The 24102-nt window shown below is 64.5% G+C and carries 26 protein-coding genes; 12 read left to right on the top strand and 14 right to left on the bottom strand.

What is annotated here, in order from left to right:
- Window positions 1-14: 14 nt before the first annotated feature.
- Window positions 15-1694: a formate--tetrahydrofolate ligase gene (locus GGQ64_RS20560; protein ID WP_183807213.1), complete on the bottom strand. Its 1680-nt coding sequence runs from the start codon at window positions 1692-1694 to the stop codon at window positions 15-17.
- 242 nt (window positions 1695-1936) lie between these two features.
- Between GGQ64_RS20560 and GGQ64_RS20555 the strand changes: the two genes are divergently transcribed.
- Complete coding sequence (locus GGQ64_RS20555; protein WP_183807212.1) at window positions 1937-2398, top strand: Lrp/AsnC ligand binding domain-containing protein; 462 nt, start codon at window positions 1937-1939, stop codon at window positions 2396-2398.
- A gap of 78 nt (window positions 2399-2476) precedes the next feature.
- On the opposite strand, the gene GGQ64_RS20550 is transcribed toward GGQ64_RS20555, so the two are convergent.
- The 9 genes from GGQ64_RS20550 to GGQ64_RS20510 all read right to left on the bottom strand — a co-directional run bounded on the left by GGQ64_RS20550 (window position 2477) and on the right by GGQ64_RS20510 (window position 11253).
- Complete coding sequence (locus GGQ64_RS20550; protein WP_183807211.1) at window positions 2477-3634, bottom strand: DUF2333 family protein; 1158 nt, start codon at window positions 3632-3634, stop codon at window positions 2477-2479.
- A complete protein-coding gene (locus GGQ64_RS20545) occupies window positions 3627-4928 on the bottom strand; it encodes a DUF6638 family protein (protein ID WP_183807210.1) in 1302 nt (433 codons plus the stop codon). Before GGQ64_RS20545 ends, GGQ64_RS20550 begins: the two co-directional genes overlap by 8 nt.
- A 15-nt stretch (window positions 4929-4943) precedes the next feature.
- Window positions 4944-5366 (bottom strand): helix-turn-helix domain-containing protein, encoded by a 423-nt coding sequence (locus GGQ64_RS20540; protein ID WP_183807209.1) that lies wholly within the window; start codon window positions 5364-5366, stop codon window positions 4944-4946.
- A gap of 2 nt (window positions 5367-5368) precedes the next feature.
- Complete coding sequence (locus tag GGQ64_RS20535; protein WP_343059527.1) at window positions 5369-5626, bottom strand: type II toxin-antitoxin system RelE family toxin; 258 nt, start codon at window positions 5624-5626, stop codon at window positions 5369-5371.
- A 64-nt stretch (window positions 5627-5690) separates the two neighbouring features.
- Entirely contained in the window at window positions 5691-7601 is a 1911-nt protein-coding gene (locus tag GGQ64_RS20530; protein WP_183807207.1) for an AAA family ATPase, read from the bottom strand.
- A 4-nt stretch (window positions 7602-7605) separates the two neighbouring features.
- The gene (locus tag GGQ64_RS20525) at window positions 7606-8751 is read right to left on the bottom strand and encodes a hypothetical protein (RefSeq protein WP_183807206.1); all 1146 of its coding nucleotides are present in this window, start codon (window positions 8749-8751) and stop codon (window positions 7606-7608) included.
- A gap of 163 nt (window positions 8752-8914) precedes the next feature.
- Window positions 8915-10003, bottom strand: a complete 1089-nt coding sequence (locus GGQ64_RS20520) for a coiled-coil domain-containing protein (RefSeq protein WP_183807205.1) — start codon at window positions 10001-10003, stop codon at window positions 8915-8917.
- Between the two features lie 204 nt (window positions 10004-10207).
- Complete coding sequence (locus GGQ64_RS20515; protein WP_183807204.1) at window positions 10208-10585, bottom strand: c-type cytochrome; 378 nt, start codon at window positions 10583-10585, stop codon at window positions 10208-10210.
- An 80-nt stretch (window positions 10586-10665) separates the two neighbouring features.
- The gene (locus tag GGQ64_RS20510) at window positions 10666-11253 is read right to left on the bottom strand and encodes a thymidine kinase (protein WP_183807203.1); all 588 of its coding nucleotides are present in this window, start codon (window positions 11251-11253) and stop codon (window positions 10666-10668) included.
- Window positions 11254-11480: 227 nt separating this feature from the next.
- On the opposite strand from GGQ64_RS20510, the gene GGQ64_RS20505 reads away from it, so the two are divergent.
- From GGQ64_RS20505 to aptA, 6 genes are all read left to right on the top strand, one after another.
- A complete protein-coding gene (locus GGQ64_RS20505) occupies window positions 11481-12437 on the top strand; it encodes a choline ABC transporter substrate-binding protein (RefSeq protein ID WP_183807202.1) in 957 nt (318 codons plus the stop codon).
- A gap of 197 nt (window positions 12438-12634) precedes the next feature.
- Entirely contained in the window at window positions 12635-13507 is an 873-nt protein-coding gene (choW, locus tag GGQ64_RS20500) for a choline ABC transporter permease subunit (protein WP_183807201.1), read from the top strand.
- Window positions 13504-14547, top strand: a complete 1044-nt coding sequence (gene choV, locus GGQ64_RS20495; protein WP_183807200.1) for a choline ABC transporter ATP-binding protein — start codon at window positions 13504-13506, stop codon at window positions 14545-14547. The genes choW and choV overlap by 4 nt, the downstream gene beginning before the upstream one ends.
- A gap of 135 nt (window positions 14548-14682) precedes the next feature.
- Entirely contained in the window at window positions 14683-15456 is a 774-nt protein-coding gene (locus GGQ64_RS20490; protein WP_183807199.1) for a HugZ family pyridoxamine 5'-phosphate oxidase, read from the top strand.
- A 130-nt stretch (window positions 15457-15586) separates the two neighbouring features.
- Window positions 15587-15922 carry an ArsR/SmtB family transcription factor gene (locus GGQ64_RS20485; RefSeq protein WP_183807198.1) on the top strand — a complete coding sequence of 112 codons (336 nt, stop codon included), beginning with the start codon at window positions 15587-15589 and terminating at the stop codon, window positions 15920-15922.
- A gap of 165 nt (window positions 15923-16087) precedes the next feature.
- Window positions 16088-17413 (top strand): omega-aminotransferase AptA, encoded by a 1326-nt coding sequence (gene aptA / locus GGQ64_RS20480; RefSeq protein ID WP_183807197.1) that lies wholly within the window; start codon window positions 16088-16090, stop codon window positions 17411-17413.
- A 66-nt stretch (window positions 17414-17479) separates the two neighbouring features.
- Here the strand turns inward: aptA and GGQ64_RS20475 are convergent, their stop codons facing one another.
- The 3 genes from GGQ64_RS20475 to GGQ64_RS20465 form a co-directional block, all read right to left on the bottom strand.
- Entirely contained in the window at window positions 17480-17692 is a 213-nt protein-coding gene (locus tag GGQ64_RS20475) for a hypothetical protein (protein ID WP_183807196.1), read from the bottom strand.
- Between the two features lie 157 nt (window positions 17693-17849).
- Window positions 17850-18260 (bottom strand): SRPBCC family protein, encoded by a 411-nt coding sequence (locus GGQ64_RS20470; RefSeq protein WP_183807195.1) that lies wholly within the window; start codon window positions 18258-18260, stop codon window positions 17850-17852.
- The gene (locus GGQ64_RS20465) at window positions 18257-18580 is read right to left on the bottom strand and encodes an ArsR/SmtB family transcription factor (RefSeq protein WP_183807194.1); all 324 of its coding nucleotides are present in this window, start codon (window positions 18578-18580) and stop codon (window positions 18257-18259) included. Before GGQ64_RS20465 ends, GGQ64_RS20470 begins: the two co-directional genes overlap by 4 nt.
- 195 nt (window positions 18581-18775) lie before the next feature.
- Here GGQ64_RS20465 and GGQ64_RS20460 point away from each other — a divergent pair, with 195 nt between their 5' ends.
- The 5 genes from GGQ64_RS20460 (at window position 18776) to GGQ64_RS20440 (ending at window position 22079) form a co-directional block, all read left to right on the top strand.
- Window positions 18776-19645 carry an aldose 1-epimerase family protein gene (locus GGQ64_RS20460; protein ID WP_183807193.1) on the top strand — a complete coding sequence of 290 codons (870 nt, stop codon included), beginning with the start codon at window positions 18776-18778 and terminating at the stop codon, window positions 19643-19645.
- Window positions 19646-19731: 86 nt separating this feature from the next.
- Window positions 19732-21441 (top strand): adenine deaminase, encoded by a 1710-nt coding sequence (ade, locus tag GGQ64_RS20455; protein ID WP_183807192.1) that lies wholly within the window; start codon window positions 19732-19734, stop codon window positions 21439-21441.
- Between the two features lie 5 nt (window positions 21442-21446).
- Window positions 21447-21692, top strand: a complete 246-nt coding sequence (locus tag GGQ64_RS20450; RefSeq protein ID WP_183807191.1) for a DUF4160 domain-containing protein — start codon at window positions 21447-21449, stop codon at window positions 21690-21692.
- Window positions 21673-21918 (top strand): DUF2442 domain-containing protein, encoded by a 246-nt coding sequence (locus GGQ64_RS20445; protein ID WP_183807190.1) that lies wholly within the window; start codon window positions 21673-21675, stop codon window positions 21916-21918. Before GGQ64_RS20450 ends, GGQ64_RS20445 begins: the two co-directional genes overlap by 20 nt.
- A 5-nt stretch (window positions 21919-21923) precedes the next feature.
- Window positions 21924-22079, top strand: a complete 156-nt coding sequence (locus GGQ64_RS20440) for a hypothetical protein (protein ID WP_183807189.1) — start codon at window positions 21924-21926, stop codon at window positions 22077-22079.
- Between the two features lie 49 nt (window positions 22080-22128).
- Here the strand turns inward: GGQ64_RS20440 and bglA are convergent, their stop codons facing one another.
- Window positions 22129-23772, bottom strand: a complete 1644-nt coding sequence (bglA, locus tag GGQ64_RS20435; RefSeq protein ID WP_183807188.1) for a beta-galactosidase BglA — start codon at window positions 23770-23772, stop codon at window positions 22129-22131.
- Window positions 23773-24102: the final 330 nt, after the last annotated feature.

The following is a 24102-nucleotide window of genomic DNA, read 5'->3' as shown; positions in this document are numbered from 1 at the left end:
GCCCCCAGCGCCTCCTAGAACAGTCCCTCGATGTAGCCCGCCTCGTTGAGGAAGATCCGCTCCGAGGAGGGAACGCTCGGCAGGCCGGGCATGGTCATGATCTCGCCGGTGACGACGACGACGAAGCCGGCGCCGGCCGACAGCCGCACCTCGCGCACCGGCACCGTGTGCCCTTCCGGCGCGCCGCGCAGGTTGGGGTCGGTGGAGAAGGAGTACTGCGTCTTGGCCATGCACACCGGCAGGTGCCCGTAACCCTGCGCCTCCCAGGCATGCAACTGGTCGCGCACCGACTTGTCGGCGATCACCTCGCCCGCGTGATAGATGTCCTTCGCGACCGTCTCGATCTTGTGGAACAGCGACATGTCGTCGGGATAGAGCGGTGCGAACTGTGAATGGCCGGATTCGGCAAGCTCGGCCACCTTGTGCGCCAGCTCCTCGATCCCCGCGGATCCTTTGGCCCAGTGCTCGCACAGCACGGCCTCAGCGCCGAGGGTGGCCACATAGTCCTTGATCGCCTGGATCTCGCCTTCGGTGTCGGAGGCGAAATGATTGATCGCCACGATCACCGGCACGCCGAACTTCTTCACGTTCTGCACGTGGCGGCCGAGATTGGCGCAGCCCTTGTGGACGGCCGCGATATTCTCGGAGCCGAGGTCTTCCTTCTTCACCCCGCCGTTCATCTTCATCGCCCGCGCCGTCGCCACGACCACCGCCGCATCCGGCTTCAGCCCGGCCTTGCGGCATTTGATGTCGAAGAACTTCTCCGCTCCGAGGTCGGCGCCGAAGCCTGCCTCGGTCACCACGTAGTCGGCGAGCTTCAACGCCGTCTTCGTCGCCACGACCGAGTTGCAGCCATGGGCGATGTTGGCGAAGGGGCCGCCATGCACGAAGGCCGGATTATTCTCCAGCGTCTGCACGAGGTTCGGCTGCATCGCGTCCTTCAGCAGCACCGTCATCGCCCCGTCCGCCTTGATGTCGCGGGCGAACACCGGACTCTTGTCGCGGCGATAGCCAATGATGATGCTGCCGAGCCGCTTTTCGAGGTCTTTCAGGTCGGTCGCAAGGCAGAGGATCGCCATCACCTCCGAGGCCACCGTGATGTCGAAGCCGGCCTGGCGGGGATAGCCGTTGCGCACCCCGCCGAGCGAACAGACGATCTCGCGCAGCGCCCGGTCGTTCATGTCCATCACCCGGCGCCAGGTGATGCGGCGGGTATCCATGTCCTGCTCGTTGCCCCAGTAGATGTGGTTGTCGATCAGCGCGGCGAGAAGATTGTGGGCGGTGGTGATCGCGTGGAAATCGCCGGTGAAGTGGAGGTTTATGTCCTCCATCGGCACGACCTGCGCATAACCGCCGCCGGCCGCCCCGCCCTTGACGCCGAAACAGGGACCGAGCGACGCCTCGCGGATGCAGACGATCGCCTGCTTGCCGATCCGGTTCAGCCCGTCGACAAGCCCGACCGTTGTCGTCGTCTTGCCCTCGCCCGCCGGTGTCGGATTGATCGCCGTCACCAGGATCAGTTTTCCGTCCTTCCTGTCCTTCTGCCTGGCGATGAAGGCAGCACTGATCTTGGCCTTGTCGTGCCCGTAGGGAATGAGGTCCTCGACGGGAATGCCAAGGCGTGCGCCGATCTCCTGGATCGGCTTCTTGTCGGCAGCCCTTGCGATCTCGATATCGGATTTCACCGCGCTCATGCTTACCCCCTTGTCGTGCGTCTTTGTCGTGCGTCTTTTTGCCCCGCCTCGGAAGGCGGACCCGCCTGTTCCCATGGTCATAGCGCCAATCGGCGCGGTGGCAAACGGCCGAACGGTGCATCTTCCCCGATTGGCGTAGCCTTGGCCCTTGCGATTTCCGGCAAAATGTGGCGAGAGGATCACCAGAATTCTGGCAGTCTTCGCCGCGATCACGAACAGATCGGCGAGAAAGGTAGAGAAAGATGAAGGAACTCGACCGCCTGGACCGAAAGATTCTCCGCGCGCTGCAGCAGGAGGGCCGCCTGTCGAACATCGAGCTTGCGGAAAAGGTCAACCTCTCGCCCACCGCAACCGCCGAGCGCGTCAAGCGCCTGACGCGGGACGGCTTTATCATGGGCTACATGGCGATCCTTTCGCCCGAGCGCCTGGGGCGCAACCTGCTGGTCTTCGTGCAGGTCAAGCTCGACCGCACCACGCCGGACGTCTTCGACACCTTCGCCGAAGCCGTCCGCCAGAGCGACAACGTGATGGAATGCCACATGGTCGCCGGAGGCTTCGATTATCTCGTCAAGGCCCGCGTCGCCGGCATGGAAGCCTACCGCGCCTTCCTCTCCGACGTCTTCCTGTCGCTCCCCGGCGTGCGCGAGACGCACACTTACGCAGTGATGGAGGAGGTCAAGAGCACGGGGTGGCTTCCGGTTTGAGGCAGTAGCAGTGGAGCGAACTGGCAGCTTGCCAATGCCGCAAGGTCTCTGCCTACTGCCTACTGCCTCGCGGCGCCCTTAGCGCGCCAGAATATCCCGCATCTCCACCAGATTCGACCGCACCCGCAAGATGTAGAAGCCCATCGTCGCCAGGTGCGTCGGCATGATCCAGCCGTCCTCGCGGCCGTTGGAGATGATCACCGGCTGGATGTTCAGCGCCGAACGCAACTGCCGCAGCGTCTCGGTCCAGATCTGCGTCAGGCCTCGCTGGGCGATCACGCTGTCGAAGTCGGCGCCGGCGGCGGAAAGCACCCCGTAATATCCGTAGAGCTGTCCGAAGGCGAACCAGAAGCGGTCGTCGGCGCGCACGTCGAACCAGCCGCCATTGTGGAACTCGGAGCGTTCGCGGATGATGGCGGATGTGTTGCCGATGTCGTTGGCGACGCGGTCGAGGAACTCGACGAGATTGTCCGAGCGGGCATCGAAGGTCGCCTCGCAAGATGCCAGGGAGGTGTTGAACTTCTGCAGGTCGCGCATGGCCGCGCGGTAGAAGCTCGGCGTCGGCGTCTTGGGACCGAACGGGCTCCAGCCGAAATACCAGGTCTCCTCGTCGAACTGGATGTTGCCGCGCGCAGCCTGCAGGTCGTTGTTCACGCCCGAGGTGCCGCGCACGCGGCCGAGCGAATCCACCAGTTCGACGGTCGTGCGGCGGATCGCCTGATTGATGCCGCGCTGGAACGAGGCCTTGTTGTCGAGCCAGGGCGTGTCGTCCCAGTCCATGCCGAACAGACCCAGCTTGTAGAGCAGCATCGACGAGATCCAGGCGTTCTGGTTGACGTTGAAGTCGATCAGGTCGGCCGAAACCTCGACGATCGCGGAGCGCTCACAGGCGTTCGGCGTTGCCGCCTGGCCCGTCGCTCCCTGCCCCGTCGTGGTCTGACCGGTCGCGGCCTTGACCGGCAGGCCGGCGTCGTTCTTGCGCGCCGGAAGGTTGTAGGCGTTGACGTAGTCGATGTCGAAGTTGGTCCAGACCTGCGTCTGCCAGATGAAGTAGCCGTAGAGTGCTACGAGCCCGATGAGGACGATGCCGATCGGTCCCTTGATCAGCCAGCCGCGCTGCCGGTACCAGTTGGCCGCGGCGACGAAGGGCCAGAGCAGCCATGAAATGGCAAGCCCAATTCCCCTGCCGATGGCAGAAAAGACGCGCTGGAAGAACGCGACGATCGGGTCAAGCATTGCGTTTGTCCTCTCCAATTCCGTAAAGCCGCAACCGGAAGGCGGCCTTGTCCTGCAAATAGGTACGTTCCAGCGTTTCGACCACGAATTCCCTGAATTTTTCAGAGAGTTTCTCGTAGGATGCATAAAATCCCTGCTTGTCGAAGACGAAGCGCGAGACGAAATCGAAGGGCGTCAGTTGGGTGATCAGCTGGTTCACCAGCCAGCGGTCGGGATTCTCGGGCGCTGCCCGCACCAGCAGGAACCGCGCCCAGGGCGTGATCTCTTTCATCCGGATCTCGCCCGTCGTCGAAATCGTCCGCAGCGCCTCCTGCAGGAAGGGATAGACGCCGTCCTCGGCGATCAGCGCGGCATTACGGTGCATCCAGGTTTGCATCCAGACGCGGTCCGCCTTGGCGAGGTCTGCGCGGGGATCGACGCGGTTGACCAGGTTCAGGATCGCCATGTCCGCACGGTGCTGCAGCAGGCCCGACGCCTCGACCCAGGAGGCCCGCGGCAGCTCGAGCCGCTTCGTCGAGGCCAGGAACTCGAAGATGCGCTGATGGTCGTCGAGCGCAATGTAGCTGACCTGCCAGGGACGCGAGCGCCGGAAGCCCGGAACCGACGGATCGCAGATCACCGTCGTCTGCTTGCCGTCGAGGAAGACGAAGACGCCGCCGAAATGATTGGCCCAGAAGGCCTCGTGGCGGAACACCAACTGGTCGGGCACGAGCGCGTTCTGGCGGATGTCGCCGGTCTGATTGGACAGCTCGACCATGCGGTTCAGCATCGCATCGTCCGCCCAGGCGTTCGGCACCGTCTTCAGCCGGTCGACGAGCGCCCTGAGTTCCGCCGCCTTGCCGAGCACGTCCTCCGCCGACAGCACGCGGAACCGCACCTCGTTGATCGACAGCAGGTCGTCGATGTCGCCCACCACAGAAACGCTGTCCTCGATCTCGCCATAGAGCGCGTCGCGGATCGTCACCGCGTTGATGGCCCGCGCATTGGCGGCGAAGAACTCGTGCATCAGGGCGGCGGTATTGGAAAAGCTCGTATGCACCACCGGCAGTTCCACCTGGTCAGGGGTCAGGATGATGAAGCGGCGGTTGACCCGGTTCGGGTCGAGATAATCGCGGTCGCCGAGTTCGTCGGCGATCTCCGGTGAGAACCCGGTCATGTCGATGCCGAACCGCGCCAGGTTCGTCCGCGGCAGCCCGAAGGCGGCCAGCGCCTTGTTGTAGCGCTCGACCAGATGCGGCTCGGACACATCGAGCAGCCGCCCGTAGATCAGCTCGGCTTCGAGGAGACGTTTCATGGGGTCAGGCTCTCGTCACGTACCGGCTCTGGCATCGGCATCGTCGTCGCCCCACGCCACCAAATCGTCGAGATCGACCTTCAACGCTCTCGCGATCTTCTTCAGCGACGAAATGCTACCCTCCTTCTTCCGCGATTCGATCTCCGACAGATAGGTGGCGCTGATGCCGGCCGCCGCGGCGAGATCCTTGGCCGAAAGCCCGCGAACGTCGCGCCAAACCCGGATCGGGCTCTCGCCGTCGATCATGCGGTTGACGAACTCGGCTGAGATGAATTCTTCCTCGCCTCTCGCCAGACGCTCCTCGAACGCCTTGATGGCGAGACCGTCCTCGAAATCCTCAAGCCGCTCCGCAAGCTTCAAGAGGGTCTCGTACTCGCTGAGGGTGATGACCACCATTTCATCGCCATTGGGCGTCTTGAACGAAACTGTCCCGTTCATCTTCATATCCCTTCATAGGCTTCGCCGCGCGCTGCGATCCTGACGACATCGACGATCAATCCGTCCTCCCGGAAGATCACCCTCCAGTCTCCGACGCGCAACCGGTAGTAGTTCAGCCCTTGCAGCTTCTTCACGTTGTTCGTCAGCGACGTCGGATCCGTGGCATACTGTTCGATCTTGGTACGTATACGACGGGCATCATTCTTGGAAATGCGTGCCAGCTTCCATCGCGCCTGCGCGCTATAGACGACCTGCCTCACTATAAGCCTCTCCTGGCGCCGCAGCAACGACATTCGCTATCAGCGAATTTTACCCGATTTCCTCCTACCAACGCCCCTCCGCCTTCATCGCCTCGATCTCGCCAACCGCCTGTTCACGCAGGCGTTCGCGGCGAATGATGTCGGCGACGGCGGCGGCGTCGGATTTGTCGGCGTAGCGGAATTCGCTGTCGGCGTAGCGGTTGATCTCCTGCAGTACCATCTCCATCGTGATCGGGCCGCGCAGTTCCTCGATCATGCTCTTCTTCTCGTCGTAGGACCTGTGCATGAAGGCTTCCGGCGTCGCGAACCAGTCGTCCGGCAGGTCGACGTCCATTGCCCGCATCTTGATCGCGTCGGTGACGTTCTTGATCGCCCGGCCGGTGAAGCGCGGCTCGGCTTCCTTGATCATGTGCAGGTAGGTGCCGACATCCGCGAGCGTCGCCATCTGGCCGTGCGCCTTCTCGTAGCGCTCCCACACCGCCAAAAGCCCGTCCTCCTGCGGCAGCGCGTGCTGGCCGTAGGATGCGGTCACCGCCTTCTTGATCTCCTGCCCCGAAAGCAGCGCATGCTCGCCGAGCGGGATCGCATGGTTCTTGCCGACCAGCAGCGCGAAGATGTCGACATAGTCGGCGCGCGACTGCGGCCCGTCGACCAGCCAGCGGGCACCGGCCCGCTGGCGCAGCGCGTCGTCGACGTTCTCCGGATAGTTGGAGAACATGCCGAAGGTACAGTTGCCGCGCACCACCGTCGAGGCGCCGGCGAAGCTCTCCATCAGCACCGCCGTCACCTCGTGCTGGCCGGCGGACGCCCGGTCGTCGGAGCGCTTGGCGGCCACCTGGTCGACGTCGTCGATCGTGCCGAAGCCGATCGCCCGCGGATTCACCACGTTGTCGACGAATTCCTTGCAGTTCTGGCCCGACTTGCCCTGATAGGAGGAGATCTGGTCGACGCCGAAGTTCTCGTAGTGGAAGGGATAGCCCGCCACCCGGCAATAGTCGTCGAGCAGGCCCGCCAGCATCTGGATCAGCATGGTCTTGCCGGTGCCGGGCATGCCGTCGCCGATGAAGGTGAACAGGAACCCGCCGAGCTCGACGAACGGATTCATCTGCCGCTCGAAGTCATAGGCCATCAGCATCCTGGCGAGCCGCAGCGCCTGGTACTTGGCGATGTGGTTTCCGACAATGTCGGAAGGCTTCTTGAAGCTCATCGACAAGGGCTTGCGCTTCTGCCCAGGCGCCACGTCGAAGCCGTTGATGGTGAAATCGTCCTGTTCGATGCGGATATGCGCGGTCTCGAAGCTGGAAAGCCCGGTAAAGCGGGCCTTTCGCCCGATCAGCCCCTCCAGCGCGACGCGGGCGAACGCCCGTGCGCGGGCGACGAGCGCCGTGTCGTCGGCGGCCCCGGCAACCGCCCGGTCGAGCCCGGCTATGAGGCTCTTGGCCGCATCCTGCGCTGTGTCGAACAGGTAGTCCGGCTCGTCGGTATCCTCCGCCGGCTCCCCCTCCCCGGCAAGCATGGCCCCCAGATAGGCAGCAAGGGTGAAGGCAGCGACATAGGCCGAGGCCGACAGCAGCGCCTTGAAGCGCGTCGCCTCCTCGCCTGAAAGCGGCGCCGTCGCATTGCGCGCCTGCAACTGCTCCAGTTCCGTCTGCCTTGCGAAGACGTCGGCCACCGCAAGAGCGATCTCGATGCCCCGGCGGGTCCGATAGAGCAGCTGGTGCTGTGCCGGCGACAGCAGCGGATCGCCCGGGCGAACGGCGGCGATGGTCTTTGCGAGCTCGACCTCGCGCGTCCGCCGCATCCCGCCGGTCGAGACGGTGGAAACGAAACGCCGCCCGCTCCCGGCGATCGGCGCGCCGGTCGGGCCGCCTTCCGCCTCCAGGATCACGAGCCGCGTGACCATGCCCTGCGCCACCGCCCGGTGCTTCTCGATATCGCTTTCGGGGATCATCGTCAGTCCGGCGTTCAGGCTCATGGCGTCATACCTCGCTGATCACGTTCCCGGAAATCACATGCACCTTGTAATCGCCGAAGATCGCCGCCGCCTCGCCGGCGGCATAGAGCGCCTGGTAGGCGTCGTGCGGCACCAGCGCGTGCTTTTCGAAGGCGCTGACGCCCATGCGCGTGGCCTCGAGATTGCCGGTGTCGATATGGAACTCCTCCTGCGCCGGCGTTGAGCTCCAGAACCCCTTGCTTGCCGGGCGCTCCGCCTGCGAGAACACCTCCTGGATCGTCCAGGTCAAAAGCCAGGCGTTCTCCACCTTGCGCACCTTCGACAGGATGTCGCGGACCTTCTCGTTGTTCTCGGTGATGTCGGCGGAATAGAACGGCCCGAGCACGATGCGGCGCAACTGCTTGGGATGCAGCATCTCGAAATCTTGGTCGAGATTGGTGGCAATCGTCACCGGCGACAGCGAATAGGCGCTGTTCTTCAGCGCGAAGTCGTCGAAGCGGCTGGCAAGCTCCGGATTGAGCAGCCCGCCCACCGGCAGGTCGATCTCGACGTCCGGATTGAGCTTGCCGTCCTTCGTCACCAGGAGATTGACGATCTCCTCCGACGAATCCTCGATCGTCGCCATGTAGACCATCGGCAGCGTGCTGTTGCCGTCGAAGGCGCCCCAACTGACGACGTAGTAGGGTCGCATCGTCTTCGGGTTGACGGCGACGCGGATCGTCTCGGGCAGGATGAAGGGCGAGAAGATCTCGCCCTTGCCGATCTGCTGCAGGTACATCCGCTCGGCCATGCGGATCTGCAGCTCGGTCGGAAACACCTTGTTGCGCAGGATGAAGTCGGCCATCTCGCCGCGCAGCGCATCCGCGCTCGGGATCTCCGAAAGCCGCTTCTCCGCACCCTTGCGGTCGTTTTCGAGTTCGAGCACGTTCTGGTAGACGGGAAATCCGCTCTCGGCCCGCGAGATGCGGAACTGGTCGACGAAGCCGATCCGGTTCTCCCAGCAGGCGAACGACGCCTTCAGCCGCGACAGGTACGGCACGATCGCCTCGCCGATCACGCCATGCTGGTAGAGCGGCGAATTGCGGTCGCCGAGAAAGATCTCGAGCCCGCCGAGCGCGGAGCGGATAGCGTTGAAATACTGCGCCACGGCGCTGTCGGCTGCGACTTTCATGGGTGTCTCCCCCTCTTCTCCCCAGCGGGGAGAAGGTGGCGCGAAACGCCGGATGAAGGGGCGCCACACCCGCGACGCCGGCAGGAAGCCCCCCTCATCGCCTCGCTTCGCTCGGCACTTCTCCCCGCTGGGGAGAAGAGGAGGAGAGCGCGGGCCATCGCTATCACGCCTTCACGTAGTTCGAGGCGTTGTGCTTGTCCATGACCTCCTGGAAGCGTCGGGCGAAAGCGTCGTCGGCGAGCTTCTTGCGGCGCTGGATGTCCTGGGTGGAGAGCATGTTCTTCTCGTGCATCTCGAGCAGGTCGCCGATGTGCTTCTGCGCGGCAGCACCAATGCCGGCCATCGTCTCCTCGGCTGCGGTATCAACCTTGCTGCCGAGCGTATTGATGCGGTGGGCCACGTCCTGCTGGGCTGCCGTCTTCAGCGAATCCTCCAGCGCCTTGTAAAGCACGATGCGCTGCTCGGTATCGATGGTCAGCTTGTTGATCAGCGTGTTCTGCGCGGCGATCTGGTTGTTGAGCGAATCCACGAAGGTCTGGAACATCGAGGTGTAGCGCTCCAGCGTCTGGCTCTCGGCCAGAAGCTCCTGCTCCTTGGCCTGCTTCTCGTTGTACTCGGTCGCGAGCGCCGAACGCTCGCCTTCCAGCTGCGTGCGCGTCTTCTGGTCGGTGGAGGCTGAGATCCTGTTTTCGATGTCGAGCAGTTGCGGGTTCAGCTCCTCGATCCGCTTCTGCGTGGTCTCCAAGTTCGCCATCGTCTGCTTGCGCCGTTCGATCACCTGGATCAGGCTCGCCTCGGACGTCTTGTAGCGGCCGTCGAGGACCGCCTTCTGGTCCTTCAGAATGCCGACGATCGTGTCGGACTTGGCAAGCAACTCCTGCAGGTTTCCGGAAAGCGACATGTTGCGCACGCGATCGGTGCGCATGCGCTGCATCTTCTGCTTGGAGAAGATGCCGATGAATTTCTCGTAGCCCGTGTAGCTCTTCATGCTCTCGAATTCGGTGCCGAAGACGTTGGTGGCGTCCTCCAGCCCGATGATCAGGTCGGCGATGTTGGCTTCCATCACCTTCTGCTGGGAAAGCACGTCCTGCAGCCGCGCGTTCTCGATGTCGAAATTGGTGTCGCCGAGCTTGGTGTCCGCCTTGGCGAACTCCTCCAGCACGATGCCGGTCTGATCCAGCTTGCTGCGCATCTGTTCGACCGTCTCGCGGGTTCGCGCGATCTCGGTGTCGAAATTCTGAAGTGTGGCCATGCCTGCTCCCCTCTGTCCAAGGCGAATGCCCCGTCCCCGGCACGACTGCCGGCCGATCTGCCCGGCCGCAAACGGCAAAGGCCGCCGGTTGCGGCACCCGACATGATGTGGGAAGCCAGCCCCGGGCTGCAAGCCCTGAAAGATAAGTATTTTTTCTCAGATACCGGCCGGACGTTGCACTATCCGGCCAGCCGCGCGGCAGGATTATTCCGCCGCAGGTGGCGCCTTCAGGTAGGCGATCACGTTGGCCACGTCCTCCGGCTTCTTCAGCCCGGCAAACGCCATCGAGGTTCCCTTCACCACCGCGCGCGGAGCGGCCAGGTATTCGGTCAGCAGGGCCTCGTCCCAGGTCTTCCCCTCCCCGAAGGCGATCATCGCCTTGGAGTAACGGAAGCCCTCGATGCTCGCGACCGGGCGGCCGACGACATCCTTGAGCGACGGGCCGACCTTGTTGGTCGGATCGACGCTGTGACAGGCCGCGCACTTCTTGAATACGGTCGCTCCGGCGGCCGCGTCACCGTCGGCATGTGCCGCGGTTGCAGCCGCGATGAGACAGCTCGTCGCGATGATTGCCAGCTTCATGTGGTTCCTTTCTCTGGATGGGTCGACTGCGATGGGAGACAGCAGCGACAGGGACTGAAACGCACGACGGCCGGCTGCAATCAGTCGGCCATCATGATGTCCTCCCAATGCCGCCGGCAATAGGAGATGTATTTGTCATTTCCGCCCACTTCAACCTGCGCGCCCTCCTTGGCAACCTTGCCGTCCGCATCGAGGCGGGCCACCATCGTCGCCTTGCGACCGCAATGGCAGATGGTGCGCACCTCGCGCAGCTCGTCTGCGATCGCAAGCAGGGCGTAGGATCCGGGAAAGAGCCTGCCCTGGAAATCGGTCCGCAGGCCATAGGCCATGACCGGAATGTGGAGGCGATCGGCGATCCGCGCAAGCTGCCACACCTGGCTCTCGCTCAGGAACTGCGCCTCGTCGACGAAGACGCAGGCGATCTGCCCGGTGCCGTCCGCCTGCAGGGCGGCCACCTTCGCCTCCAGATCGTCGGAGGCGTCGAAGGCGATCGCGTCCGACTGCAGCCCGATGCGCGAGGAGATCCGCCCGCGGCCGGCACGGTCGTCATGCGAGGCGATGAAGATCGCCGTGCGCATGCCGCGCTCCCGGTAGTTGTAGGAGGCCTGCAGCAGCATCGTCGACTTGCCGGCGTTCATCGTCGCGTAGTGGAAATAGAGTTTTGCCATGATTTCACATCTTCTGGCCCGGGAGGCCGGGAATTTCCAGCAGGGAGAGGGCTGAAATCACAGAATTCCGCGCGCTCCGTCCTGAGCGACATTCTCTCGCCGGATTGCGAAACGGCATGAAATAATCTAGGCGGCCGATATGCCTGCCGCTGCGGTAAAGTGCTTGAATTATGACGTTTTTGATGCTTGGCTTAAAGCATCAGAACAAGAACGGGGAGCATGACATCATGAAAATCGCATCGACACTGAAGACCACGGCGCTGGCCGCGGTCTCCCTCATCGCGCTGGGCGCTGCCGGCGCGCTCGCCGCCGAGGCGGAAAGCTGCGGCAAGGTTCGCTTCTCCGACGTCGGCTGGACCGACATCACGGCGACCACGGCAACGGCCTCGACCATCCTCAAGGGCCTCGGCTACGAGACGGAAACGACCGTGCTGTCGGTTCCGGTCACCTACCAGTCGCTGAAGAACAAGGACATCGACGTCTTCCTCGGCAACTGGATGCCGACGATGGAAGCCGACATCAAGCCATTCCGCGAGGACGGCTCGGTCGAAACCGTGCGTGAAAACCTCGAGGGCGCGAAGTACACGCTTGCCACCAATGCCAAGGGTGCCGAGCTCGGCATCAAGGACTTCAAGGACATCGCAACGCAGAAGGAAGCCCTCGACGGCAAGATCTACGGCATCGAGCCCGGCAACGACGGCAACCGCCTGATCATCGACATGGTCGACAAGGGCACCTTCGAGCTGAAGGGTTTCGAGGTGGTGGAGAGCTCCGAGCAGGGCATGCTCGCCGAAGTGGCCCGCGCCGAGCAGGACGGCGCGCCGATCGTCTTCCTCGGCTGGGAACCCCATCCGATGAACGCCAACTTCAAGCTGACCTACCTTTCCGGCGGCGACGACGTCTTCGGGCCCGACTTCGGCGGCGCCACCGTCTACACCAACGTTCGCCAGGGCTACGTGACCGAATGCCCGAACGTCGGCAAGCTCCTGCAGAACCTGAAGTTCTCGCTGGAGATGGAAAACCAGGTGATGGGCAAGATCCTCAACGACGGGGCCGTTCCCGAAGCCGCCGCGAGCGAATGGCTGAAGGCCAACCCCGCGGCCATCGAGCCCTGGCTTTCAGGCGTCACCACCAAGGACGGCGCGGACGGGCTGGCCGCCGTCAAGGCCTCGCTCGGCCTCTGACAAGGACGAAAGGGCGGGAGGCAACTTCCGCCTTTCTTGAAAGCGACAGTGCGATATGCTTCTGCGGCAAGTGCGCCGCAGGTTAACCAGTCACTGTTCCGGATGCCTCCGCGCCCCCTTGCGACCGCCGTCTCGGCAAGCGCATGGCGGGCGCGGCATGGCGTTTCCTCAACCCCTCGGAAGGCAGGTGCGAACCCGTGGATTGGCTGACGACCTTCAAACTGCCCATCGGGCCCTGGGCCAAGGCGGCCGTCAACGGGCTGACCTCGTCCGGCAAGGACTTCTTCGACCTCCTCAAGGTCGTGCTGCAGGCGGGCATCGATGCCATCCTGTTTCTCCTGCAGGGACCGTTCTCGAGCGACGAGGGCAAATTCGCCTATGCCTTGGTCATGATCGCCCTCATCACTCTGCTCTCCTGGTATCTGCGCCGGTCAGTGGGCGTGGCGGTCTTCACGCTGCTGGGCCTTCTCCTGATCGTCAACCAGGGCTACTGGCGGGAGACGACGGAGACGCTGGCACTGGTGCTCGCAGCCACCTCCGTCAGCATGGCCGTCGGCATCCCGCTCGGCATCGCCGCCGCGCGTCGCCCATGGTTCTACGCCTTCCTGCGTCCGGTGCTCGACCTGATGCAGACGATCCCGACCTTCGTCTACCTGATCCCGGCACTGATCCTCTTCGGCCTCGGCATGGTTCCGGGCCTCATCGCCACCGTCATCTTCGCCATTCCCGCGCCCATCCGGCTGACGCGGCTCGGCATCATCTCGACTCCAGACTCGCTCGTGGAAGCCGCGCAGGCCTTCGGGGCGACGCCGGCGCAGGTGCTGCGCAAGGTGGAGCTCCCCTTCGCCACGCCGCAGATCATGGCCGGCCTGACGCAGACGATCATGCTGTCGCTGTCGATGGTCGTCATCGCCGCCCTCGTCGGCGCCAAGGGCCTCGGCGTTCCCGTCGTGCGCGCGCTCAACACCGTCAACGTTTCCATGGGCTTCGAGGCCGGGCTCTGCATCGTGGTTCTCGCCATCATTCTCGACCGCCTGTTCCGCTCGTCCGATGAAGGAGAAGGCGCATGACCGAGGCCGTCGTCTTTCACAACGTCGACATCATCTTCGGCGAGAAGCCGGAACGCGCCATCGCCATGGTCGACGCCGGCAGGACCCGCGACGAGATCGGCAAGGAGACCGGGCTGGTGATGGGCGTGGCCGGCGCTTCGCTGGCCATCCACGAGGGCGAGATCCTGGTGTTGATGGGGCTTTCGGGCTCCGGCAAGTCGACGCTGCTGCGCGCCGTCAACGGACTGGCGCCGGTCGTGCGCGGCGAGGTGCAGGTCCAGACCGCCGGCGACCGGCTCAATCCCTACGCCTGCTCGCCCAAGGCCCTGCGCGAATTCCGCATGCACACCGTCTCCATGGTGTTCCAGCAGTTCGCGCTCCTGCCCTGGCGCACCGTTGCCGACAATGTCGGCTTCGGGCTGGAACTGGCCGGCATGCCGGAGGCCGAGCGGAAGGCGCGCGTCGAGGAACAGCTCGAACTCGTCAACCTGACGCAGTGGTCTGGCCGCAAGGTCAACGAACTCTCCGGCGGCATGCAGCAGCGCGTCGGCCTCGCCCGCGCCTTTGCCACCGGCGCCCCGATCCTCCTGATGGACGAGCCCTTCTCCGCCCTCGACCCGCTGATCCGCACGCGCTTGCAGGACGAACTGCTGGAGTTCCAGCGGCGCCTGAAGAAGACCATCATCTTCGTCAGCCACGACCTCGACGAGGCGTTCCGCATCGGCAATCGCATCGCCATCATGGAAGGCGGCCGCATCATCCAGTGCGGCACCCCGCAGGACATCGTCAAGAACCCGGCCAACCAGTACGTCGCCGACTTCGTGCAGAACATGAACCCGATCAACATGCTGATGGCGCGCGACGTCATGCAGCCGGGACTCGGCGGACCGGCGGTAGGCGTGACGGCGACGGCCAAGCCCGAAACCCCGCTGGTCGACATCCTCGACGCCATGTCCCGGCAGCCGGGCAATATCGGCGTGGTGGAGAATGGCGCGATCGTCGGCATGATCAACGCCCAGAACGTGGTGGAGAGCCTGACGCGCCATCGCCGCCGCGAATGACGGCAAGGCTGCCCCTGCGGGCTGCCCCGTTCGCCGCCCCCTGCCACGGCCATGGTGACGCAGGGGCCCGCCCGGCTTGACTTTGTCCCGCCCCTCGGCTGCAAAGTCGATGACACATCAAGGCGAGGACAGGCCATGACCGGCACGAACGACGACCGACCGAAGGTCCTGCGCGAAACCGACGACGAAGCCCGCAGGCTCGCTCGCGTGCTGTTGCGCTCGGCCCGCAGCGCCTCTCTCGCGGTGCTGGAGCCGGAAACCGGCCACCCCCTGGCGAGCCGCGTGTTGACCGGCCTCGACATCGACGGCGCGCCGGTGATCCTCGTCTCAGCCCTTTCCGTCCACACAAGGGCGTTGCGCGCCGATACCCGTTCCTCCCTGCTTGCCGGCGAGCCCGGCAAGGGCGATCCCCTCGCCCATCCGCGGCTGACGGTGATCACGATGGCGCAGGAGCTCCAGCGCGACACGAAGGAGCATGCCCGCCTGCGCGACCGGTTCGTTCGCCGCCACCCCAAGGCGAAGCTCTATGTCGATTTTCCCGATTTCACCTTCTTCCGGCTGGTGCCGCAACGGGCAAACCTGAACGGCGGGTTCGGCAGGGCCTATGTGCTGTCTGCCGGGGATCTCATGATTCGATCCGCTGTGCGCGAGGCCCTGGCCGACCGCGAAAATGCCGCAATCGAGCACATGAACACCGACCATGCGGAGGCGGCTTCGGTCTACGCAAACCACTATTGCGGCGCGAAGGGGAACAAATGGACCATTTCCGGAATTGATGCTGCAGGGATCGACCTGTCCGCCGGAGATGAATTGAAACGTGTTGAATTCGCAGAAGAACTCACAGACCCCGCGCAACTGCGCACGGTCCTCGCCGATCTCCTGCACAAGGCGCGCGCCGGCAAGGCGTGACACTCCCCCTCCCTGATGCCCCAGACCCCCAATATCTGGCCACTTGATGTGTTCGATTTTGTTTATATGCTAACAGTCATACAGTACGGGACCGCACATATTGAAGTTATACGCATTGAAGGAGTTTCCGATGGACGCCTTTTCTGACAACGAGCAGGCACAGGCCGAAGTTGCAACGAACTTTCTCTCAGCAGTGGCGAATCCCAAGCGCCTGCTGATCCTGAAGGTACTCGTTAGCGGAGAAATCGCCGTAGGCGCGCTCGCACAGAAAGTGGGATTGAGCCAGTCCGCCCTGTCCCAGCACCTGTCCAAGCTGCGCGCGCAGAATCTTGTCACGACGCGTCGGGATGCCCAGACGATCTATTATTCCAGCAAGTCGGACGCCGTCCTGACGATCCTGGGTGCGATCGACAGCATCTACAGCGAGCCGCGACCGAGCGAGAGCAGGCAGTTGCGCTACGCGTGACCGGCTGCACGGCCCTTTTCAACGCCCGGCGGAACACCACCGCCGGGCGTTTTCTTTTGTGGCGGCGCGAAACGGCCGAGGCTTGACGGTGCCGGACGCTTCGATAATTTGACCAACAGGTAAAGAACCCGCCCCGGGGGGACGACCACGCCCATGGAGATCGACATGTCCAACCGCCTGAACACCCCCAACGACATGCGCGCTTTCTGGATGCCGTTCACGGCGAACCGGCAGTTCAAGAAGGAGCCGCGCCTCTTCGTCAGCGCGAAGGACATGTACTACCAGACCCATGACGGGCGGCAGGTGCTGGACGGAACGGCGGGGCTGTGGTGCGTCAACGCCGGCCACTGCCGGCCGAAGATCACCGAGGCGATCCGCGAACAGGCCGGCGAGCTCGATTATGCGCCCGCCTTCCAGCTCGGCCACCCCAAGGCCTTCGAACTGGCCAACCGGCTGGTCGACATCGCGCCCGAGGGCATGAACCACGTACTCTACACCAATTCCGGCTCCGAATCCGTCGACACCGCCCTGAAGGTGGCGCTTGCCTACCATCGTGCGAAGGGCGAAGGCTCCCGCTTCCGCCTGATCGGCCGCGAACGCGGCTACCACGGCGTCAACTTCGGCGGCATCTCTGTCGGCGGCATCGTCTCCAACCGCAAGATGTTCGGCACGCTGCTGACCGGCGTCGACCACATGCCGCACACCCACCTGCCGGACAAGAACGCGTTCACCCGCGGCGAGCCCGAGCATGGCGGCGACCTCGCGACCGAGCTCGAGCGCATCGTCACCCTGCACGACGCCTCCACCATCGCCGCCGTCATCGTCGAGCCGGTCGCGGGCTCCACCGGCGTGCTGATCCCGCCGAAGGGCTACCTGCAGAAACTGCGCGAGATCTGCACCAAGCACGGCATCCTTTTGATCTTCGACGAGGTCATCACCGGTTTCGGCCGCCTCGGCGCACCGTTCGCCGCCCAGTATTTCGACGTCAAGCCCGACATCATCACGACGGCCAAGGGCCTGACCAACGGCGTCATCCCGATGGGCGCCGTCTTCGTCACCTCAGAGATCCACGACGCCTTCATGAACGGTCCAGAGCACCTGATCGAGTTCTTCCACGGCTATACCTATTCCGGCAATCCGATCGCGTCAGCCGCGGCACTCGGCACGCTCGACACCTACAAGGAAGAGGGCCTGCTCACCCGCGCGGCCGAGCTCGCCTCCTACTGGGAGGATGGGCTGCATTCGCTGAAGGACTGCCCGAACGTGATCGACATCCGCAACATCGGCCTGATCGGTGCGATCGAGCTGTCGCCGATCGCCGGCGAGTCCACCAAGCGCGCCTTCTCCGCCTTCCTCAAGGCCTACGAGAAGGGCCTCCTGATCCGCACCACCGGCGACATCATCGCGCTCTCCCCGCCGCTGATCATCGAGAAGCACCATATCGACGAACTGTTCGGCAAGCTGCGGGACGTGCTGATGGACAATATCTGAGCGCGGAATGACGGAATTGGAAGCGGCCGCAGCCGGCCGCTTCTGCTCATCGACGTGGCCGGCGCCCTAACGGGCGATGTCGCGCCGTTTCGCGGCATAGGGCAGGACGAAGAGATAGAGCCCCGTTACGAGCAGAAGGATGAGCGGCACAAGCGCCAGCAGGCCGATCCAGAGCACGGGCTCCTCCATGCCCATGGCGGCGATGTTGGCGATCACGGCAAGCGTGAAGGCGATCGAAATCCAGCGGTGAAACTGTCTTATCCACTTGTTCCAGTTCAAATCGGTCTCCTTTGACTGCAGGGCCGAGCGACCCCGCTTCTTGATGTCCGCCCGACGGCACGACGGCGCCATCCGCGGCCGTCCTCGGACAGGCCGCGTCTGCAAGGGCTGTGGTGCAACGGGAGGGTTTTGCGCCGATGGCGGAGGTCGAACGCCCTCAGTCCAGACGGGTGAGCACGTCTTCGAGTTTGTCGAGGAATTTCGGCCAGCCCATCTTCGCGCCGCCATAGAACATCGGCTGGTCCTGCCGGAAACCGGTTTGCTCCATGCGCAGCATCGTGCCGGTCTCGGTCGGCGTCAGCGTCCAGGTGACGACGCTCTCCAGCGGCGTGGCGTCCCATGTGTAGGACAGGGTCCTGTTCGGCTCGACGGTGCGTACCCGGCATTCCACGGTGCCCCAGTCGGCGCGCAGGCTGAAGGCGTGGCCGACGGCAGGCTTGAATTCGTTCTTCATCAGCCACTCCTCGATGAGTTGCGGTTGCGTGAGCGCGCGCCAGATCTTCTCCGGCGGATGCGGCAGTTCCCGTTCGACGACGACGGAAAGGGTCTTTTCGGCATGTACGTTCATTGGTCCATCCTCTTGAGCAGGTCTTCGAGATCGTCGAACCGGCTTTCCCAGAAGCCGGACATCTGCTGGGTCCAGTCCACCAGGGGGGAGAGCGCTTCGAGCCGGGCACTGTAATGGGTCTGGCGGCCCTGAGGACGGTCGGACACCAGGCCCGCCCGCTTCAGCACGCCGAGATGCTTGGACACCGCCGGCTGCGACACGCCCGCTTCCGCGGTCAACGCCCCCACGGTCTGCTCACTCCGGCGGCACAGCCGCTCGAAGATCGCCCGACGCGTCGGGTCCGCCAGTGCGGTGAAGAGAAGGTCCTGCGCTTCGCTCATCGAAATCCATAACCCGTTGGCTATTGATTAATTCAATAACTCTTCGGTTATGAATATGTCAAGCGGTACGGCGCAGCTTCGATGCCATCGCGACACGGCATCAGAAAATCATCCAGAGGCCTGCTATCGGCAGACGAAGAATCCGGCGGAAGCGTCTATGCTGCGCCGAACGTGTTGCCGCATCAGGAGCTCTCCATGACCACCCTTACCCGTATCGAGAACGCGTTCCTGACGGTCGACGTCTCCCCGCTCGGCGCGGAAATGCAGGCGGTCGCGACGCCGGACGGCAGAAGCTGGCTCTGGAACGGCGACGCCGCCTTCTGGTCCGGGCGGTCGCCGGTGCTGTTTCCGATCGTCGGCAAGGCGCCGGACGATACGCTCGCAATCGACGGCGAGCCCTATCCCATGGGGCAGCACGGATTTGCCCGGCGTCGGGAATTTGCGCTGGCCGCGGCGACGGACACGATGTGCCGCCACGAACTGGCAGCCTCGGAGGCGACGCGCGCCGTCTATCCCTTCGAATTCCTGCTCGCCGTCGAACACAGGCTGGAAGGGCCAACCTTGACCGTCTCCGCCACCGTCTCCAACCGCGGCGACCGGCCGATGCCCTTCGGCCTCGGCTTCCACCCCGCCTTCGTCTGGCCCCTGCCGGGTGCTGCCGGCCGACCGCACACCATCCGCCTCGACAATGGCGGCGAGCCGGTCCTCCGGCGGCTCAGGGACGGCCTGCTCGCACCCGGGGACCTGCCGTCGCCCTTCGCCAAGGGCGCGCTCGTCCTCGATCCCGCCCAGTTCGAGGCCGACGCCATGATCTTTCCCGAAGGCGCCGGCGATGGGCTCACCTATGCCGCCGATGGCGGCCCTGCCCTGAAGTTCCATTTCGACAACCTGCCGAACCTCGCGCTCTGGACCAAGCCCGGCGCGCCCTACATCTGCATCGAGCCGTGGCACGGCATCGCGGCGGAGAACGGCGGTTCGCGCGAGCTGTCGCAGCGCCCCTATGGCACCGTGCTCCAAGCCGACGAAAGCCGGCGCTTCGCCTTCACCGTCACCTTCCCTGCCTGAACGGCAACGGGACCGTCGCACGGGAAATTCGGCAAGCCGGCCCCTTCCCTGCTAGAATTTTCCAAGAGGGATTCGGAGAGACCGTCATGACCGCCACCGGCACCACCCGCCTGGAACGCCTGATCGACCAGGGCACCGGCCGCTCGCCCGCCGACATCGTGCTGAAGGGCGGGCGCTTTTTCGATCTCGTCACCGGCGAACTGGTCGCCTCCGACGTCGCCATCTGCGGCGATCGCATCGTCGGCACCGGCGAGGCCTATGAGGGCCGCGAGGAAATCGATGTTTCCGGCCGCATCGTCGTGCCCGGCTTCATCGACACCCACCTGCATATCGAGAGCTCGCTCGTCACCCCGCACGAGTTCGACCGCTGCGTCCTGCCCTATGGCGTGACCACCGCGATCTGCGATCCGCACGAGATCGCCAACGTGCTCGGCGAAGAGGGCATCCGCTTCTTCCTCGATTCGGCCGAACAGACGATCATGGACATCCGCGTGCAGTTGTCGAGCTGCGTGCCGGCGACGCATCTGGAGACTTCCGGCGCCGACCTGCCGGTCGAAAAGCTGCTGCCGTTTCGCGATCACCCGAAGGTAATCGGCCTTGCCGAGTTCATGAACTTCCCCGGCGTGATCCACAAGGACCCCGGCTGCATGGCGAAGCTCGAGGCCTTCCAGGGTGGCCATATTGACGGTCATGCGCCGCTGCTCTCCGGCCGCGGCCTCAATGGCTATCTGTCGGCCGGCATCCGCACCGACCACGAGTGCACGAGCGCGGAGGAGGCGCTGGAGAAGATCAGGAAAGGCATGCACATCCTCATCCGCGAGGGCTCGGTCTCGAAGGACCTGCTGGCGCTGATGCCGCTCTTCACCGAGCGGCTGTCGCCCTTCATCGCGCTGTGCACCGACGACCGCAACCCCCTCGACATCGCCGAGCAGGGCCATCTCGACCACATGATCCGCACCGCGATCTCCCATGGTCGGGCGCCGCTCGCCGTCTATCGCGCCGCCTCGATCTCGGCGGCGAAGGCCTTCGGGCTGCAGGATCGCGGCCTCGTCGCCCCCGGCTGGCGCGCCGATCTCGTCGTGATCGACACGCTGGAGGACTGCCGGGCCGAAATGGTCTTTGCCGCCGGCCGCCGCGTGACCGACGCGCTCTTTGCGGGTCGCAAGCCCGTTGCCCCGATCGGCCTCGACAGCGTCAGGGCACGGCCGGTCAAGGCCTCGCACTTTGCCGTGCCGGTGACGGAAGGGGAGACGCCGGTGATCGGCGTCATGCCTGGCAAGATCATCACCGAGCATCGTCGCTACCGGCTGCCGGCAAGCGGCAACCAGACGACCGTCGACCTTTCCCGCGACATCATCCGGGTGGCCGTCATCGAACGGCACGGCAAGAACGGCAACCATGCCAACGGCTTCGTCCAGGGCTTCGGCCTGAAGAAGGGCGCGATCGCCTCCACCGTCGGCCACGACAGCCACAACATCTGCGTCGTCGGCGTCAACGAGGACGACATGGCGCTGGCCGCCAACCGGCTGGGCGAAATCCGTGGGGGCTTCGTCGTGGTCGAGGACGGCAGAGTCACAGGCGAGATTGCCCTCCCCGTCGCCGGCCTGATGAGCCTGGAGCCCTACGAGACCGTCCGCGACACGCTGCACCACCTGCGCAAGGCGGCCTTCGCCCTCGGCTCGACGCTGGAGGAACCCTTCCTCCAACTCGCCTTCCTGCCCTTGCCGGTGATCCCGCACCTGAAGATCTCCGACCGCGGAATGGTGGACGTCGACCGGTTCGCACTGATCGGGTGACCGCGATGCCGGTCGTCTTCCGCTTCGAGAAGTTTACGTTCTTCTTCTATTCGAACGAAGGCGACCCGCGCGAACCGGTGCATATCCACGTCCGCGCTGCGGGCGGCGAAGCCAAGGTCTGGCTGGAGCCGACAATCGGGATAGCCGAGAGCCGCGGCTTCAACGCGAGGGAACTCTCTGCTATCATTCGCAAAGTGATCGACAATCGCACCATCATCCAGAGGAAATGGGATGAGCATTTCGGCAACTGAAGTACGCTTCGACGATGATACGATGTGGGTCACACTCGACGATGGCCGCACGCTCGGCGTCCCCCTTGCCTGGTTCCCCCGCCTTCTGGCAGCAACGATGCAACAGCGCCGCGATTTCGAGATCAGTCCCGCCGGTCTTCATTGGGACCATCTGGACGAGGACATCTCGATCGCCGGCCTTCTGGCCGGGCGCGGCGACATGACCCGCAAGCGTCCCGCCGCCTGACGATCATGCCGCAAATTGCGTTCTCGCTATGGTTCGGCAGGCTACAGGCCGAACGCTGGGACAAGCAGATCGAAGGCGACGCCAGGAGCGGCGGCAAGCTGGACCAACTCGCCGACGACGCCATGCGAGATCACCGCGCAGGCCGGACCTTTCGCCTTTGAGGCACTTTGCGAACGCCTCTTTCTGGTGTTCCTACAATGCACTGGGCATTCAGAGCCGCACGCAGGCCATGTCCAGCGGCGCCAGTTCCACCGTGCCATCGGCAACCCTGCCGCCGAAGCCGGGGACGGCGACGGTCTCTCCGAGCGTCATCGATGACGGCGGCGCGAACTCCACCTTTTCCCGCGTCAGGTTGAACACGAACAGGAGCGTCTCGGCGCCTTTTTGCCGCGTAAAGGCCAGCACGTCCTGGTTGGACTTCACGAACGCCATCTCGCCGTCGAGGAGTGCCGGATGCGCCTTCCGGAAGGCCAGTGTGTCACGGTAGTGGTTGAGCACCGAGCCGGGCACCTTTTCCTGCGTGTCGGCGGCAAGCCGCGCGTGCTCGACCGGCACCGGCAGCCAGGGACGCCCGGCGCTGAAGCCCGCATGTGGCGCGTCCACCTGCCAGGGCATCGGCGTGCGGCACCCGTCGCGGCCCTTGAAGGCGGGCCAGAAGCGGATGCCGTAGGGATCGCGCAGGTCCTCGAAGGCGAGTTCGGCTTCCGGCAGGCCGAGCTCCTCGCCTTGGTAGAGGCAGATCGTGCCGCGCAACGTCGAAAGCAGCGTCGCGGCCAGCCGCGCCACCCGCTCGCGTTCCTCCGGCGCGTCGATGAAGCGGCTGACATGGCGCTCGACGTCGTGGTTGGAGAACGCCCAGCAGACCCAACCGTCCGTCACCGCCTTCTGGAACCCCTCCACGCATTTGCGGATGTAGGACGCGGAGAAATCCGGCCCCAGCAGGTCGAAGGTGTAGCACATGTGCAGCTTGTCGCCGCCGCTGGTATACTCCGCCACCGTCTTCAGCGAGCGCGCGCCGTCGCCGACCTCGCCGACCGCGGTGCGGCCTTCGTAGCTGTCGAGAAGCGCGCGCACGCGCTTGAGGAAGCCGACGTTCTCCGGCTGCGTCTTGTCGTAGCGGTGCGCCTGCATGCCGTAGGGATTGACGTCGGGTGCGTCGAGCCCCGCCTCGTCCGAGTCCGGCTCGTGCGGCGGGTTGTCCCTGATCTTCGCATCGTGGAAATAGTAGTTCGCCGTATCCAGCCGGAAACCGTCGACGCCGCGGTCGAGCCAGAAGCGCATCGTCTCCAGCAACGCCTCCTGGACGTCCGGATTGTGGAAGTTGAGGTCCGGCTGCGAGGTGAGGAAGTTGTGCATGTAGTACTGCCGGCGCACGCCGTCCCATTCCCAGGCGGGACCGCCGAAGACCGACAGCCAGTTGTTCGGCGCCGTGCCGTCCTTCTTCGGCTCGGCCCAGACATACCAGTCCGCCTTGTCGTTGTCCCGGCTCGAGCGGCTCTCCTTGAACCATGGGTGCTGGTCGGACGTATGCGAGATCACCTGGTCGATGATGACCTTGAGCCCGAGGCCGTGGGCCTCCGCCAGCATGTCGTCGAAATCGGCGAGCGAGCCGAACATCGGATCGACGTCGCAATAGTCGGAGACGTCGTAGCCCATGTCCGCCATCGGCGACTTGAAGAACGGCGACAGCCAGATCGCGTCGACGCCGAGGGAAGCGATGTGCGAGAGCCGCTGCGTCACCCCTTTCAGGTCGCCGATGCCATCGCCGGTCGTATCCTGGAACGAGCGCGGATAGACCTGGTAGATCACCGCGCCGCGCCACCAGTCGGCTGCGGAGGTCTTTGAGATGGCCATGGAAAACTCCCCGGAAATGATGCGCGCCCTGACTGTATCCTGACTGTGTAGCGGGGACGGTGGGACGCGTAAACAGCCAAACGGACGCGCCTGATCGATGCCGTTGCGGCCTGCCGACGTCCGCGCCTTTATGCCTCCTGCGGTTGACGCCGGCGGCGCAGGGCTTGATGATGGCGCGCAACTGGGCCTGGAGCAGACCGACGGAGCCGCCTTTGCGCCGCCACCATGGCCACCATCCGGCAAGACTTGTGCCGAACGACACCTGCCGCCAGGTTCCGCGTCCCGCCGGCCGCCGCCCGGGCGCGAAACGCCTGTCCCATTCCCGGAGGC

The organism is Mycoplana azooxidifex, from assembly GCF_014196765.1.
Taxonomy (GTDB): Bacteria; Pseudomonadota; Alphaproteobacteria; order Rhizobiales; family Rhizobiaceae; genus Mycoplana; species Mycoplana azooxidifex.
Note: the sequence above shows the minus strand (reverse complement) of the source record. Positions and strands in the feature narration are given on the sequence as shown.